This window comes from Brevundimonas sp. GCM10030266 (assembly GCF_042666595.1).
Lineage (GTDB): Bacteria > Pseudomonadota > Alphaproteobacteria > Caulobacterales > Caulobacteraceae > Brevundimonas.
Map to the genome: position 1 here is coordinate 34,178 of NZ_JBHTCY010000003.1, position 12,981 is coordinate 47,158.

15 protein-coding genes are annotated in these 12,981 nt (G+C 71.8%); 3 read left to right on the forward strand and 12 right to left on the reverse strand.

Features of this window, described 5'->3' with window-relative positions; genetic code table 11:
* Nucleotides 1-18 precede the first annotated feature (18 nt).
* From msrB to ACFQQC_RS09930, 6 genes are all read right to left on the reverse strand, one after another.
* The gene (gene msrB, locus ACFQQC_RS09905; RefSeq protein WP_376862182.1) at nt 19-495 is read right to left on the reverse strand and encodes a peptide-methionine (R)-S-oxide reductase MsrB; all 477 of its coding nucleotides are present in this window, start codon (nt 493-495) and stop codon (nt 19-21) included.
* 90 nt (nt 496-585) lie between these two features.
* A complete protein-coding gene (locus ACFQQC_RS09910) occupies nt 586-2,085 on the reverse strand; it encodes a hypothetical protein (protein ID WP_376862184.1) in 1,500 nt (499 codons plus the stop codon).
* A gap of 130 nt (nt 2,086-2,215) precedes the next feature.
* A complete protein-coding gene (locus ACFQQC_RS09915; RefSeq protein ID WP_376862186.1) occupies nt 2,216-4,069 on the reverse strand; it encodes a terminase large subunit domain-containing protein in 1,854 nt (617 codons plus the stop codon).
* Nucleotides 4,070-4,171: 102 nt separating this feature from the next.
* A complete protein-coding gene (locus ACFQQC_RS09920; RefSeq protein ID WP_376862188.1) occupies nt 4,172-4,489 on the reverse strand; it encodes a hypothetical protein in 318 nt (105 codons plus the stop codon).
* A 108-nt stretch (nt 4,490-4,597) separates the two neighbouring features.
* Nucleotides 4,598-5,329 carry a hypothetical protein gene (locus tag ACFQQC_RS09925; protein WP_376862190.1) on the reverse strand — a complete coding sequence of 244 codons (732 nt, stop codon included), beginning with the start codon at nt 5,327-5,329 and terminating at the stop codon, nt 4,598-4,600.
* Nucleotides 5,326-5,829 (reverse strand): RNA polymerase sigma factor, encoded by a 504-nt coding sequence (locus tag ACFQQC_RS09930; RefSeq protein ID WP_376862192.1) that lies wholly within the window; start codon nt 5,827-5,829, stop codon nt 5,326-5,328. Before ACFQQC_RS09930 ends, ACFQQC_RS09925 begins: the two co-directional genes overlap by 4 nt.
* A gap of 106 nt (nt 5,830-5,935) precedes the next feature.
* Here ACFQQC_RS09930 and ACFQQC_RS09935 point away from each other — a divergent pair, with 106 nt between their 5' ends.
* Nucleotides 5,936-7,279, forward strand: coding sequence for a S8 family serine peptidase (locus ACFQQC_RS09935; protein WP_376862194.1), 1,344 nt, complete (start codon nt 5,936-5,938; stop codon nt 7,277-7,279).
* 103 nt (nt 7,280-7,382) lie between these two features.
* The gene (locus tag ACFQQC_RS09940; protein WP_376862196.1) at nt 7,383-8,027 is read left to right on the forward strand and encodes a hypothetical protein; all 645 of its coding nucleotides are present in this window, start codon (nt 7,383-7,385) and stop codon (nt 8,025-8,027) included.
* A 96-nt stretch (nt 8,028-8,123) separates the two neighbouring features.
* Here ACFQQC_RS09940 and ACFQQC_RS09945 read toward each other — a convergent pair whose 3' ends face one another.
* From ACFQQC_RS09945 to ACFQQC_RS09970, 6 genes are all read right to left on the reverse strand, one after another.
* Nucleotides 8,124-8,324: a hypothetical protein gene (locus ACFQQC_RS09945; RefSeq protein WP_376862198.1), complete on the reverse strand. Its 201-nt coding sequence runs from the start codon at nt 8,322-8,324 to the stop codon at nt 8,124-8,126.
* A gap of 49 nt (nt 8,325-8,373) precedes the next feature.
* Entirely contained in the window at nt 8,374-8,559 is a 186-nt protein-coding gene (locus ACFQQC_RS09950) for a hypothetical protein (RefSeq protein WP_376862200.1), read from the reverse strand.
* A 106-nt stretch (nt 8,560-8,665) separates the two neighbouring features.
* Entirely contained in the window at nt 8,666-9,037 is a 372-nt protein-coding gene (locus ACFQQC_RS09955; RefSeq protein WP_376862202.1) for a response regulator transcription factor, read from the reverse strand.
* A gap of 77 nt (nt 9,038-9,114) precedes the next feature.
* Complete coding sequence (locus ACFQQC_RS09960; protein WP_376862204.1) at nt 9,115-10,545, reverse strand: serine hydrolase domain-containing protein; 1,431 nt, start codon at nt 10,543-10,545, stop codon at nt 9,115-9,117.
* A gap of 145 nt (nt 10,546-10,690) precedes the next feature.
* Nucleotides 10,691-11,815 (reverse strand): ankyrin repeat domain-containing protein, encoded by a 1,125-nt coding sequence (locus ACFQQC_RS09965; protein ID WP_376862206.1) that lies wholly within the window; start codon nt 11,813-11,815, stop codon nt 10,691-10,693.
* Between the two features lie 35 nt (nt 11,816-11,850).
* Nucleotides 11,851-12,456 carry a TetR/AcrR family transcriptional regulator gene (locus ACFQQC_RS09970; protein ID WP_376862208.1) on the reverse strand — a complete coding sequence of 202 codons (606 nt, stop codon included), beginning with the start codon at nt 12,454-12,456 and terminating at the stop codon, nt 11,851-11,853.
* A 99-nt stretch (nt 12,457-12,555) separates the two neighbouring features.
* On the opposite strand from ACFQQC_RS09970, the gene ACFQQC_RS09975 reads away from it, so the two are divergent.
* Nucleotides 12,556-12,948: a RidA family protein gene (locus ACFQQC_RS09975; RefSeq protein WP_376862210.1), complete on the forward strand. Its 393-nt coding sequence runs from the start codon at nt 12,556-12,558 to the stop codon at nt 12,946-12,948.
* Nucleotides 12,949-12,981 lie beyond the last annotated feature (33 nt).

Here is a 12,981-nt window from a genome sequence, read left to right on the forward strand (position 1 = left end):
CCCCGATTGCGGCGAAGGTCAGGCCGTTCCGTCACCCCGGTGCAAAGGGTCGCGCAGAGGCTGGCCTTCGGGCACGAACTCCAGCGCCACCGAGTTGATGCAGTAGCGCAGGCCGGTGGGCGGCGGGCCGTCGGGGAAGACGTGGCCCTGATGGCCGCCGCAGCGGGCGCAGACCGTCTCGGTCCGCACCATGCCGTAGCTGGTGTCGGTGATGGCGCGGACGTGGGCCTCATCCACCGGCTGGGTGAAGCTGGGCCAGCCGGTGCCGCTCTCGAACTTGGTCGTCGCCCGGAACAGGGGCAGGCCGCACTCGCGGCAGCAGAAGACCCCGGCCCGCTTCTCGCCCAGCAGGACGCCGCAGAAGGGCGCCTCGGTGCCGTGGGACAGCAGGACCCGGGCCTCCTCGGCCGTCAGGTCCGACTCCAGCCGCTCGCGCTCGGCTTCGGTCGGCGGCGTCAGGTCATATCCGGAGGGGGAGCGATGGGTGTCGGTCATGGATCCGAGATAGGAAGCGAGGGGGCGGAAGGCAAAGGGCCGGACAGTCTCCCGCCCGGCCCCTCGTGTCAGTCAGTCAGCGTCCGGCGATCAGCCGCCGAACAGCGTGCCGACCCAGGCGCGGACGGCGGTCTCGTCGACCGGGTCGCCGGTGTAGGTCAGGCCGGCGGCCGGGACATAGGCGGTGTTGTTGGCGCGCGGACGCTCGGTCCAGGCCTTGTGACCGTAGCTCAGCTCGGCGTAGTTCGACGGCAGGCGACGGGTGGTCTGCTCGATGAAGATCGAGTCCGTGGCGGTCGAGGCGCCGACGATGCGGACGTTCGGCAGCTTGGAGACCAGGTCCAGGGTGTCCAGACAACCGCCCGAGCAGCCGCCGTCCACCAGCACCACGACCGGGCCCTGCACCGGGTTCGGCGCACCGGTGTCGGCGGCGACGGCGCGGCCCTGCAGCTGGAAGGTCGGCTGGCCGGCCGCGATGGCGGCGTCGAAGCCGGCGACGATCTCCTGCATCTGGGTCACCAGAGCCGGAGCCTGGGCGGCGTAGCGCGGATCGGCGTTCATCAGGCCCAGAGCGGTGGCGAACCAGTCACGGTTGCCCTGGGTGGCGCGATAGGTGATGGCCCCGGCCGCCGGTTGACGGCTGGCGGTGAAGGCCTCGCTCCAGATCAGGTTGGCCAGGCCATAGCCGCGGGCGGCCGAGTTCAGCGCCCCCGAGCCGCCGGCGCCGCGCAGGTCCAGCACGAAGCCCTGCGGGCCGCGCAGGGTGGCCGCCTGGCTTTCGACCTGGCTCTCGAAGGCGTCCCAGCCCGCCGTGTCGGCGAAGGAGTGGACGTTGATCCACGGACGGCCATTGACCGTCTCGATCGACAGCGGGGTCGCCGGGGCGGTGTAGACGGTGGCGCGGTAGGCGGCTTCCAGATCACCGGCGACCAGCGGCACGGGCTGCAGGTTGATGGCGCGGGCGCGACGGTTGCCGGTCTGGAACTCACAGACCGAAGGCACGCCGTTCACGAACGGGTTGTTGCGGTTCCAGGTCAGGTAGGGGGCCGACGAAACGCGGCCGGCCTCGGTGTCCAGATTGCCTTCCCAGCGATCCAGCTTGGCGCGGGCGAACTCGTCGATCGGGGTGGCGTTGCAGGACACCACAGTGTCGCCGACGCGCGGAACGCTGGAGCCGCGCACGCCCGGCTTGACGTAGGTGACGACATATTTGCCGCCGCGCCAGCCGGTGGTGAAGCCCGCCCAGGACGTGCCGAAATAGGGGCCGAGGCCTTCGTAGGTCGGATAGATGGAGATATTCGAATCGCGGAAGCCGGCGGCGTAGTAGCGCAGCAGATAGGCATGGGCGTCGCCGCTGCCGGCGCGACCCGCCATCTCCAGCGACTCGCGCAGGCCGGTGTCCAGCCAGCCGCGGAAATCGGTGCTGGCCTGACCGGCGACGACCGCGGCCGGGTGGTTGGCGGCCAGTTCGTCATGGGCGGCCTGCAGATCCTGACGGGCCAGGGCGCGGAAGTCCTGCGCGACGGCGGCGCCGGCGACCAGGCTGAGGGCGGCGGCCGCCGCTGCGGCGAGGGAAAGGGTACGGGTCATCGTCTCGGGCTCCAGCAGTCCGATGGGAAAGGCGAAGGGTTTAAAGCGTATCCGCAAGGGGTCCGACAACCCCGGAGGGGGACGGAGACGACCGGTTCGTCCGCATCCGGGCAATACGCCGCACAGCACGTCACAGCTGCCGGATCCTCGGTCCGCGCTCGCCGGGGCGGTCGATCAGCAGGTCGGTGACGGCCCAGACGAGGGCGTCCGCGCGGTCCAGGGAGCCTTCGCCCAGCTCGGCGCCGAGCAGCATCAACTCCTCCTCCAGGGCGTCGAACATCCCGGCGTGTTTGACCCGGCCCTGTTCGTAGAGGGCGGCGACCGGTTCGGCGCGCAGCATCTTGCCCTTCGTCGCGCGCACGGTGCGGACCGGAAGCGGACGATCGACGGCCTTGAGCACAGACGAGACCATGTCGCCGCCCTGGTTGACCTCAGCCACGATGCAGGAGGCGTTGACCTCGCGCGCGAGCGCCACGGCGCGGCGGGCCCATTCCTCGGGCGACAGACCATGGGCCGAGCGGTCGGCCAGCACCACCGCCTCGCGCACCCCGTCGGGGCGACGACGCGAGGCGGCCGCGATGATGCCGCAGGCGTCCCCGGACGCCGTGGCGGGCGGGTCGACGGCGACGATGATCCTTTCATAAGTGGCCCTACCGTCCTTCGGACGACTTGAGGGCGGCCCTCCTTCTCCCCTTGAGGGATCAGGACTTCGCGCCCGCGCCATCATTTCCGCCGTGAACAGGGCCCCGTCGAGGTCGACGATCTTGCCTTCCAGCTCCTGCGCCTCGCGGCGGGTGCCGCCGTACAGGTCGCGGAGACCTTCGATGAAGCCGGGGGCCAGATGGGCGGCGTTGTCGGCGCTGCCCGCATGGGTCAGGGCGCAGGAGTCCTCGTCCTTGAGGCGGACCAGGGCGCGCATGGGGCGCGGGGTGGTGGTGACGAGAAGTCGGGGCGGATGTCTGACGTCAGCGCTTCTCCCGGGGCTGACGCTCGCGACGCGGTCGCTCGCTGCTTGAGCCCCCGAAACCCCTCCACCATCCGTCGCAGGCTCCGGATGGTCCCCCTCCCCACCTTCGGTGGAGAGGTGAGTCTGCGCGAAGCGCCCGGCCGCGTCGGGTCGAGAAGGCGGAGCCTTCTGACCGCGGCCCAACATAATGGCCGCGTCGGGTCGGGAGGTTCCCGAAGGGGCCGACGGTCCGCGGCCCGAGGATAAAGCCCCCGGCAGCCGCAGCCCCATCCGCAGCAGGGCGAGCGTCTCCGCCGCGCCGCGGGCGCCGGTGGGGCGCCAGGCGCAGAATTCGTCGGCCCAGGCGGCGGAGAACTGCGGGCCGCGCAGGCTGTCGGGATCCTCGGCCGAGAAGGCGTAGGCCATGCAGCCGTTGGCGAAGGTCAGGCGACGGCGCGAGCTCTCGAACTTCGGGCGGGTGGCGTCGGTCCAGCGCGGCAGGTTGCGGATGCCCGAGACGCCCTCGATCATCACCTCGCGCACATCGTGATGGGTCGGGCCGACCAGGGCGAGGCGACCGCCCGGTCCGAGGGCCTCGGCCTGATCGGCCAGCCATTCGGCGCCCGCCTGGGTCTTGCCCGCGCCACGCCCGCCCAGAAACAGCCAGGTGCGCCAGGGCTCGCCATTGGGCAGGGCCTCGGGCGGCGTCTGGGCGGGGCTGAGCTTGAGCGGCGGGGCCGGTTCGGGCTCCGGCTCAGGTTCCGGTTCGGGCGGCGGGGCGGCGGTCGCGCTGACCACCGGCTTGCCGTGATGACGGCGACGCGCCTGCCAGAAGCGCAGGGCGATCATGCCGGCGCGGCCGAGGCGACCGAAATCGTCCACCCGCCCCTCGCCCGCCGCGCTCGCCATGCCCTCCTCGATGGAATCGAGGGTCACATCGGGATCGCCGCCATCAAAGTGGAAGGCCATCTCAAGCCGCACTTCCTCGCGGCGGATCCGGCGTTCGCTCCTGGGGCTGTTCTGATCGGCCGCTTTCATCCCCCTATTCTCCCACGCCTCGGGAGGGGTGATGGTTCAGGTCGCTGTCCGGAAGACCTTACCCTTCCGGATCAAGGCCCTGGCCGAACAGATTAGGATGGCTCAGCGCGAACAGCCCCGGGCGGCGGCGGCCTCGGACAGGGCGGCGCGACGGGTCTGGATGGCGCGGTCGGCGTCGGCGCGGGCCGTCGAATACAGGACCGGGCTGGAACCGTCGGCGGCGCGGCCGTTGGCGGCGATCTCGGCGATCTGACGCTCGGTGCGATCCACGACGGCCTGTTCCGCGGCCAACTGGGCGCAGGTCATGCCGGCCAGTTCGGTCGGGGACGGGCCGGTCATCGTCGGATAGCGGGCCGTCGCGCACCCCGTCAGGCCGATCCCCGTCAGGGCCGCCGCCATCACCAGTCCACCGATACGCATACGCTTCACTCCACAGGCACATCCCCGAATGCCGGGGCTGATCCGGTTGTGCCGGGCGTCGATGCGGGCGGCCAGTTAAATGCCTGTAAGGCAAAGCTTTGCCGGCCCTCAGCGCCAGCCCGCGTCCCGCGCCCGCGCCTCGGCGGCGGCATCCAGAACGTCCCCGGCCTGGGCGGCGTCCACCGCAGCGAGAACCGGCGCCGGGATGTCGGCGGAGGCGGTGCGGATGGCGTCGGGGCCAGTGGCGGTGAAGGGCGCCAGCGCCTGAACGGCCCAGCGGTCGTCCTGACGGCAGGCCAGACCAGCGACCCCGGCGTCGCCTGCGCTGAAGGTGCGGCACCAGCGGCCCTGATCATCCCGGAAGGTCAGGCCGACGGCGCGGCCGTCCGCATCGGCGCCCTGCCCGGCCAGCCGTTGGTCCAGCACGCGGGTCAGGGTCGCGTCGGCGATCTGGCCCTGCGGCCCGACCACGAAGCCGGTGGAGCTGCCGGGACCGCCGACCATCAAGCCCAGCACGAAGGCGGCGGCGGCGCCGGCGGCCCAGACGGGCAGGAGCGACGGGGCGAAGGCGGCCTTGAGACGGGCGGTCCATGAGGGGGCGCCGGCGGCGACGGGCGGACCCGCGATCAGGACGGCCAGGGCGTCGTCACGGGGGTCGGCCTGCGCCGGGAAGGCCTCGCGCGTCAGGGTGCGCAGGCCGCGCAGGGCCGCGAGACGATCCGCCAGCACCGGATCGGTCGCGGCGGCGGCGTCGATGGCCGCGCCCTGTTCGGGCGTCAGCTCGCCGTCGACGCGGCGCATCAGGGTTTCATCGTCGAACGAATTTTCTTGGGGGGTCATGCGGTCACTCCCTGTTCGGCCAGGGTCTGGAGAAGGGTCTGGCGGCCACGCACCAGACGACTGGTCAGGGTGCCCGCCGGGACGCCCAGCACGGCGGCGGCCTCGGCGTAGGACAGGCCGTCGATGAGGACCAGGGCCACGGCCAGTCGCTGGTCGTCCGGCAGGGCGCGCACGGCGGCCTGCACCGCCAGGGCGTCGGCGCGCAGGGCCTCGCCCGCCTGGGCCGCGTCCGCGACATTGGGGGTGAATTCGTCCTCCGGCGTCAGGACCTTGCCCCAGCGCGTCTTCGACCGGGCGTCGTCGATGTGGAGGCGTCTCATGATGGTGAAGGCCCAGCTGTCCAGACGCGTGCCGGGCGTCCAGCCGGAACGCTTGACCAGCGCCCGCTCGACCGTGGCCTGGACCAGGTCCTGCGCGTCGGCGTCGGAGCGGGAGACGGCGCGCGCGAACCGGCGCAGGCGGGGCAACAACTGCACCAGCTCCGTCTGAAAGTCGTCCAAGGGCAAACTCCGGTCATGCGGGATGAAACGTCCCGGCCCTGACGTTTCATCCATTGTCGGGCCATCGCCAATGGCCTTTCATTCGATTGATGCGTTGGAGGCACCGATGAAGCCCCGTTTCCTGATCCTGATGCTGTGCGGCGCGGCCTTGTCCGGAGCCGGTCTGGCGGCGCCCGCGCAGGCGCAGGTCGTCGGCCTGCCGGGCGGCGGACAACTGCCCTCCCTGCCGGACGGCATCGGCGACCTGCCCGGGCGCCTGCCCGGAGAGGTGGAGCGGCTGGGCGGACAGGTGCGCGACCGGCTGGGCGCGGCGGTGGAGGCGCCGTCCCGCTTCCGCGATCTGGTGCGGCGCTCGGATGGGGCGCTGGAACTGGCTCCGGACGGCTGGCCCGCCGTCAGGGCCGAGATCGTGGCGGTGGCGATAAGCCCGGCCGCGCGCGAGGCGGCGCTGGCCGAGGGCTTCACCGTGGTGCGCGAGGAAAGGCTCGACGAGCTGGACCTGACCACGACGGTGCTGGCCCCGCCCCGGCGTCTGTCGCTGGCCCGGGCGATGGCGCGGCTGGAGGCGCTGGATCCGCAGGGCGACTACGCCTTCAACCATGTGCATGCGCCTGCCGGGGAGATGGGCGGAGAGATCGGCGGGGCGACGACCGCGACGACGGGAGGGGCCGGGACGCCGGCGCCCCTTCCGATGCAGGGCGGCGGGCTGAGGATCGGACTGATAGACACGGGCGTGGACGCGACCCATCCGGCGCTGGCGGGGGCGAGCGTGCAGACGCGGGGCTTCGTCGGCGCGGCGTGGCCCGCCCCGCACGGGACGGCGGTGGCCTCGCTGCTGGTCGGGCGGGCGCAGGGCTTTCACAGCGCCGCGCCGGGAGCCGGCCTGTATGCGGCGGATGTCTATGGCGGGGCCTCGACGGGCGGATCGGCGACGGCGGTGGCGCAGGCGCTGAGCTGGCTGTCGGGACAGAATGTGCGGGTGGTCAACATCAGCCTGGTCGGGCCGCGCAATGCGCTGGTCGAGACCGCCGTGGCCCGCGCCCGCCAGCGGGGGATGACGGTGGTGGCGGCGGTGGGCAATGACGGCCCCGCCGCCCCGCCCCTGTTCCCGGCCAGCTATCCGGGGGTGATCGGGGTGACGGCGGTGAATGGGCGCAACCGGGTGCTGCCCGAGGCCGGGCGCGGGCCGCAGGTCGACTTCGCCGCCCCGGGCGCCGACATGGCCGCGGCGGGAGGCCGGGGCTGGGTCAATGTCAGGGGCGCCTCGTTCGCCGCGCCTCTGGTGGCCGGACTGCTGGTAAGGAACGGCGGGGATGTGGAGGCGCTGGCCCGGACGGCGACGGACGCGGGCGCGGCGGGAACCGATCCGGTCTATGGCCGGGGCGTGGTCGGGACGGCGCTGAGAACCGCTCCGGCGGCGGTCGGGGCGCGGGGCCAGCTGGCCCGCTGAACTTTTTTCAGAACTTTTCTGAAGGGCCGGGATGAATCCGGACCGAACCGTCGTTGGACCCTGCGAGGGCGATTTCGCCCGGACCTTTCGCAGGAGAGATACGATGCGCAAGACCCTGATGATCACCGCCGCCGCCTTCGCCCTGACCCTGACCGCCGGCGCCGCCAACGCCCAGATCGCGGGCGGACTGGGCGGCAATCTGGGCGGGTCGATCGGAGGCTCGGTCGGCGGGATCGGCGGTTCGCTGAACGGCGCCGGTTCGGGCGGCCTGACCGGTGGGCTGAACAGTGGACTGGACAGCGACTTCGCCCGTGACCGCGTCGACAGCGCCGTCGCCCGCACCGAACGCGCCCGCGCCAACGCCGAACGCCGCGCCGAGCGGGTCCGCGCCCGGGCCGAACGCACCGCCGCCGCGGCCGCCGAACGGGGTCGCGCCACCGGAGATGCGGCCGTCTCGACGGTCGGCTCGACCGCGAATTCCGCTTCGGCCGGCGGCCAGGGCGATGTCTCGGGTTCGGCCAGCGTCGCCGGACGGGACGCCTCGGGCAATGTCAGCGGCTCGGCCGGCGTCAGCAACGGCGGCCTGACCGGTGGCCTGACCGGCTCGGCTGCGTCGCAGCGCACCCCGGCCCCGGCGGCCGCCAGCCCCGCCGCCGCCAGCCCCGCCGCCTCGCCCGCGCCGACGGCCTCGAACGGCCCGCGCCGTCAGGGCCAGGGCCAGACCAATGAGGCCTACGCCCCCGAGTAAGCGTGTGTACTTTGGCCGGACGACCGCCCCCGTCGCTCCGGCCGAAGCCTGTCGAGCCCGACGCCCGCGCGTCGGGCTCGCGGTGCGTTCAGTTGGTCAGTCCAGACCGCGCCGTGCCCGTTCGTCGGTGATGGCCCGGTCGATGGTCTCCTGTGGCACCCCGTTGTCGAGCAGGATGCGGGTCAGGATACCCGTATGGTCGGCAATGCGGACCTCGTGATGGAAACGCCGACGCCAGACGGCGTGAAGGGCGGCTTCCTCGGCGAGTTGATCGGGCGTTCGGGCGTCATGGGACATGTGTCCGTTAACCGACAGAAGACGCCGCTGTTCCATCCGGGGCCAAGCGTCAGATCCCGGCCTGCATCCCGCCGCCCTCCTCCTCGGCGGCCTTGCGGCGGCGCAGGATGGCGGACCAGTGGTCGGCCAGGACCAGCAGCCCCTGACGGCGCGTGTCATCCGTCTCGGCGATCGCGGCGGCGATCAGTTCCGAGAGTTCGGCGCGGACTTCAGACGGGGGCTTGAGCGGCGGCATGCGAAGAGAAGGCCGAAACACCGAGTCGGGTTTCAGCGGAGCCGCAAAGAAAAAGCGCCTGTTTTTGGCCAACAATTGCCCGACAATGTCGCCTGACCGACGTGTCTCAGGCGGCCGTCAGCAGGCTTTCGACCTGGCGGGTCAGCGTCTCCGCCGTGAACGGCTTGAGCAGGGTCGCCTCGGCGCCGAAGGTTTTGGCGGTCTGCAGCAGATAGCCCCCGTCCAGCATGCCGCCAGCGGAGATGGCCAGGATCGGGAAGGTCTTCCCGTCCCGCCGGAGGGTCATGATGGTCTCCAGCCCGTCCCGGTTCGGCATCAGGATGTCGAGGACCATCAGGTCGATGTTGTACTGCTCGACCAGGGCGAGGGTGGACAGGCCGTCGTGGGCCTTGACCACGTCATGCCCGGCCTGTCCCAGCACCGTCGCCATGAAGTCCAGGACCTCATGGTCATCATCCACGACCGCGATCCGGGTCATAAGCGTCTCCTGTACAGCCACCACACTGTACGGGCACGGTCGGCACTCACGGCCAGATTGTCAACTTTCGCGTGTGGTTAGCGCGTTGCGGACAGGGTTCCGCGCAGTTGCTCGAGTTGTTCGCGGGTTTCGCCGCGCACGCCGGTCTCGAGGCCCTGATCGACATAGGTCAGCGCCCGGACCGGGTCTGTCGGGGCGACCAGATCGGCCAGACCGCGATAGCTCCATGCCCGGAACAGCCGCCACAGGCCGTCCGCCTCCTGATTGGGCAGGGCCAGCAGGGCTTCGTAGGTCTGGATCGCGTCCGGGGTGCGCCCCGAGGCGGCGTTGAGCTCGGCGGAGAAGAGCAGGACCCAGCGATCCGTGGGATGGGCGGCGCGCATCGCCTGATCCACCCCGGCGAAGAAGTCCGCGGTCTCGGGCCCGTTCAGATGCGAGGCGACATAGTGCAGGGCGAAGTCGTCGCCGGACGGCGGCCCCATGGCGCGGATGTCGGTCAGGGCCGCCTCGGCGCGGGGCAGGTCCTCGGCCCAGGCGGCGACCAGCAGGTCCTGCACGCGGCGGTCGCGGGCGGTGATCCCGGCGGCGACGTCCGGGGCGTAGGCGTCGAGGAAGGCGGTGGCGAAGGGCGAGGTCCGCACATCGCCGCTGAGCAGGCGGAAGGGGTTGGACAGTTCGTCGGTGTTGGCCAGCAGGACCAGCGCCAGATCGCGGTCCGGCAGCATCAGGACAAGGGCGCTGGAATGGTCGGGGTCGTCCTGACCGAAGCTCCAGACGACCTGCGCGCCGCCGATCGGCTGGGCGAACCAGCCGAGGCCGACGGGCTGGGGGACGCCGGCGGCGGTCACATAGGGCTGGACCAGACGGTCGAAGGTGTCGCGGCGGACCAGCCGGCCGGTCTGCAGGGCGGCGACGAAGCGGCCCATGTCCGACACAGTGGAGACGAAGCCCGCATGGGCGCCGAGGTGGGGACTGTCACGCCAGGTCATGCCGGCGGGCTCGACAATGCCCGCGCGCAGGGCGTCGGCGAAACTGTCCTGCCCATGGGTCGCCGCGACCACCGCTCCCAGCCTCGAATAGCGGGTCGTGCCATAGACGAAGGCCGTGCCCGGAACGCCCTCGGAGACATGGGCGGCCAGATGACGGACGGTGATGTCCGGCCGGTCGGACAGGGCCGGAATCCAGCGGGAGGCCGGGGCGTCCAGATCCAGTTCGCCGCGCTCGACCGCCTGCATCAGCAGCACCCCGGCCAGGGCCTTGGTGACCGAGGCGAAGCGCAGGGGCGTGTCGGCATCCAGCGGCGCATCGCCCGGCCCGGCGACGGCGCCGGTCGTCGTCACCACGCCGCGCTCGACCACCGCATAGGCGAGCCCCGGGATGGTCAGGTCCGCCGCCAGCCGCTCCAGCGACTGCTGGAAGGCCGGGTCGGGCGACGGCGCCGGGGCGGCAATTGCCGTCTGCGCCGATGCGATCAGCAGGAGCCCCGCCGCGACCAGAACCCTGAGCATCCCGTCACTCCACGCCACATCACCTGAATGGTGAAGCTTGAGCGTATGGATCGACCGGATGCAAGGGCTCTACCTGCGGGCGGGGGCCGGCGGCGGCGGAACCGGACGCGCGGGCCTGCCCCCGGACGATCCGCGCCGACGCGCCTCAGCGACCGTAGTCCGGCGTCGGCAGCGGAACCGGATCGGGGTTCAGCCGCACCCATTCGACCGACAGCTCGCACAGTCCCTCGCCCACGCCGTCGAGGGTGCGGGCGCGGAGGATCAGCTCGGCGGCGCGGGTCTGATCGGCCTGCGGCAGGGGCGCGCCCGAGGCGATGTGGCTGAGGAAGGCCTGGCCCATGGCGCGGAAGTCGGCGTCCCAGTTGGCGCCGCCGTTGCGGTCGATCTCGTCGGCGATGCGGCCGGCGATGCGGATGACCTCGCCCTGGACGGTCGCGGCGGGGCCGCCGGAGGGGACCAGCAGCTCCCACAGCTCGGACTGACGGTCCTGCCAGCGCTTGCCGGTGGCGACGATGGGCGAGCGGCCGTCGTGCATCACCCGGCGCGGGACCGGCGGGGTGTCGAACAGGACATAGAGGCGGTCCAGCGCGGCGCTGGTGGCGTCGAGAAACTCGGGATTGAAGCGGGCGCGGTGGAACTCGAAATTCTCGCCGATCCGGGTGACGTAGCCTTGCAGCTTCGTCAGGTCCGCCACAGCGGTTCCACGCGCGGGGAAGACGCGTTTCAGCAGGCCGCCCAGCCCGGCGGGCTTCGGCGGGGCGGACGGGGCGGCGCCCAGAAGCTGTTCGGCGATGTCGGCCATCGCCTCGATCTGGATGTTGCTGCATTGCTGCAGCCCGGCCGCCAGCGGGGTCATCTGCGCCCTGTTCAGCGCACCGGCTCTCGCGCCGGCCGCCAGCAGGGCGCGCACGGCCTCATCCCGGCCGGCCTTGGCGGCGACGTGCAGCGGGGTGTCGCCCTGATAGTCCACCGCATGGGGATCGGCGCCCAGTTCGAGCAGCAGGGCGACCTTGCCGTTCCAGCTTCCGGCGTGGGCGTGCAGCGGCGTGCGCTGATACGCATCCCGCGCCTCCACATCCGCCCCCTGCCCGACCAGCCAGCGGATCAGGGCCTCGAGCGCGTCATTGAAGGCCAGGGCGGTCTGTTTCGAGGAGCCGCCGCGCGCCTCGAGCAGGCAGCCGTCGAACACGGCCTTGAGGGCCTCGAGGTCGCCGGCCTCGAGCCGGTCGCGGAAGTCCTTGGGCAGGGTCTTCTTCGTCGGCTTGGGCATGGGGAGGCCTTTCGGGGGAGGAAGGTCGTCCGACCCTATACCGGCCGGCCCCGGGCCCGGAAGCCTCCGGCGAGGATGCGGAAGGCCTCGATGGCGCGCGGGAGGACGGCCTGCGGGTCGGGCTCGCCGGCGACCCAGAGGGCGGCATTGAGGGCGGCGCCGTTGAGCAGGCGGGCGGCGGCCTCGGTATCGACCGGGACCACCACGCCCTCGGCGATCAGTTCCTCCAGCGCCTGGACGGTGGCCTGCAGGCAGCCATGCTGGCTGGGCCAGCGGGAGGGGTCGCCGAGCACCGCCGGGCCGTCCAGCAGGACGATGCGCTGGACCTCGGGCCGCAGGGCCATCTCGATATAGGCCTCGCCCTCCAGCAGCAGCCGGTCCCAGGGCGTAGGGGCCGAGGCGGCGGCGTCGCGGGCGGCCAGGGCCATTTCGGTGTCGATCTGGTCCACCACCGCCTGCAGCAGGCCGCGCTTGTCGCCGAAGTGGTGATAGAGGGCGCCGCGGGTCAGCCCCGCCGTCGCCGTCAGCTCGTCCATCGAGGCGGCGGCATAGCCCTGCCGGGCGAACGCCTTGCGCCCCGCGGCGATCAGCTTCGCCCGGGTGTCCTCGATCATTTCCGCCCGTGACCGCCGACCGACCATGACTCGTCTCCATTGACATACGCGGCGTATGTCATACGTATTCACATACGGGACGTATCTAAGCGCGTTCCGCCCCCCGAGCAAATACGAGAGCCCCCCATGACCCGCACTGCCGTCTTCCCGCCCAACCGCCACGCCCTGTACGAGAAGCACGGCTATTCCGCCGCCATCCGGTCGGGCGACCTGCTGTTCGTTTCCGGACAGGTGGGCAGCCGCGAGGACGGCTCGCCCGAGCCGACCTTTGAAGGCCAGGTCGAGCGGGCGTTCGAGAACCTGAAGGCGGTGCTGGGCGCGGCGGGCGCGACGTTGGACGACATCGTCGACATGACCACCTTCCACACCGATCCGGAGGCCCAGCTCAAGACCGTGATGGCGGTGAAGAACCGGGTGTTCGAGACCAAGCCCTATCCGAACTGGACCGCCGTGGGCGTGACCTGGCTGGCCGGGTTCGACTTCGAGATCAAGGTGATCGCGCGGATTCCGGCCGCCTGAGTCTGACCGGCGGGAGAAACCGGTTGTCAGGCT

Coding starts and splice junctions, on each gene's coding strand:
- ACFQQC_RS09920 (WP_376862188.1), bottom strand. CDS start 4,489: ATGCGTATCGGTGGACTGGTGATGGCGGCGGCCCTGACGGGGATCGGC.
- ACFQQC_RS09925 (WP_376862190.1), bottom strand. CDS start 5,329: ATGACCCCCCAAGAAAATTCGTTCGACGATGAAACCCTGATGCGCCGC.
- ACFQQC_RS09965 (WP_376862206.1), bottom strand. CDS start 11,815: ATGCCCAAGCCGACGAAGAAGACCCTGCCCAAGGACTTCCGCGACCGG.
- ACFQQC_RS09910 (WP_376862184.1), bottom strand. CDS start 2,085: ATGACCCGTACCCTTTCCCTCGCCGCAGCGGCGGCCGCCGCCCTCAGC.
- ACFQQC_RS09970 (WP_376862208.1), bottom strand. CDS start 12,456: ATGGTCGGTCGGCGGTCACGGGCGGAAATGATCGAGGACACCCGGGCG.
- ACFQQC_RS09940 (WP_376862196.1), top strand. CDS start 7,383: ATGCGCAAGACCCTGATGATCACCGCCGCCGCCTTCGCCCTGACCCTG.
- ACFQQC_RS09945 (WP_376862198.1), bottom strand. CDS start 8,324: ATGTCCCATGACGCCCGAACGCCCGATCAACTCGCCGAGGAAGCCGCC.
- ACFQQC_RS09915 (WP_376862186.1), bottom strand. CDS start 4,069: ATGAAAGCGGCCGATCAGAACAGCCCCAGGAGCGAACGCCGGATCCGC.
- ACFQQC_RS09935 (WP_376862194.1), top strand. CDS start 5,936: ATGAAGCCCCGTTTCCTGATCCTGATGCTGTGCGGCGCGGCCTTGTCC.
- ACFQQC_RS09950 (WP_376862200.1), bottom strand. CDS start 8,559: ATGCCGCCGCTCAAGCCCCCGTCTGAAGTCCGCGCCGAACTCTCGGAA.
- msrB (WP_376862182.1), bottom strand. CDS start 495: ATGACCGACACCCATCGCTCCCCCTCCGGATATGACCTGACGCCGCCG.
- ACFQQC_RS09975 (WP_376862210.1), top strand. CDS start 12,556: ATGACCCGCACTGCCGTCTTCCCGCCCAACCGCCACGCCCTGTACGAG.
- ACFQQC_RS09955 (WP_376862202.1), bottom strand. CDS start 9,037: ATGACCCGGATCGCGGTCGTGGATGATGACCATGAGGTCCTGGACTTC.
- ACFQQC_RS09960 (WP_376862204.1), bottom strand. CDS start 10,545: ATGCTCAGGGTTCTGGTCGCGGCGGGGCTCCTGCTGATCGCATCGGCG.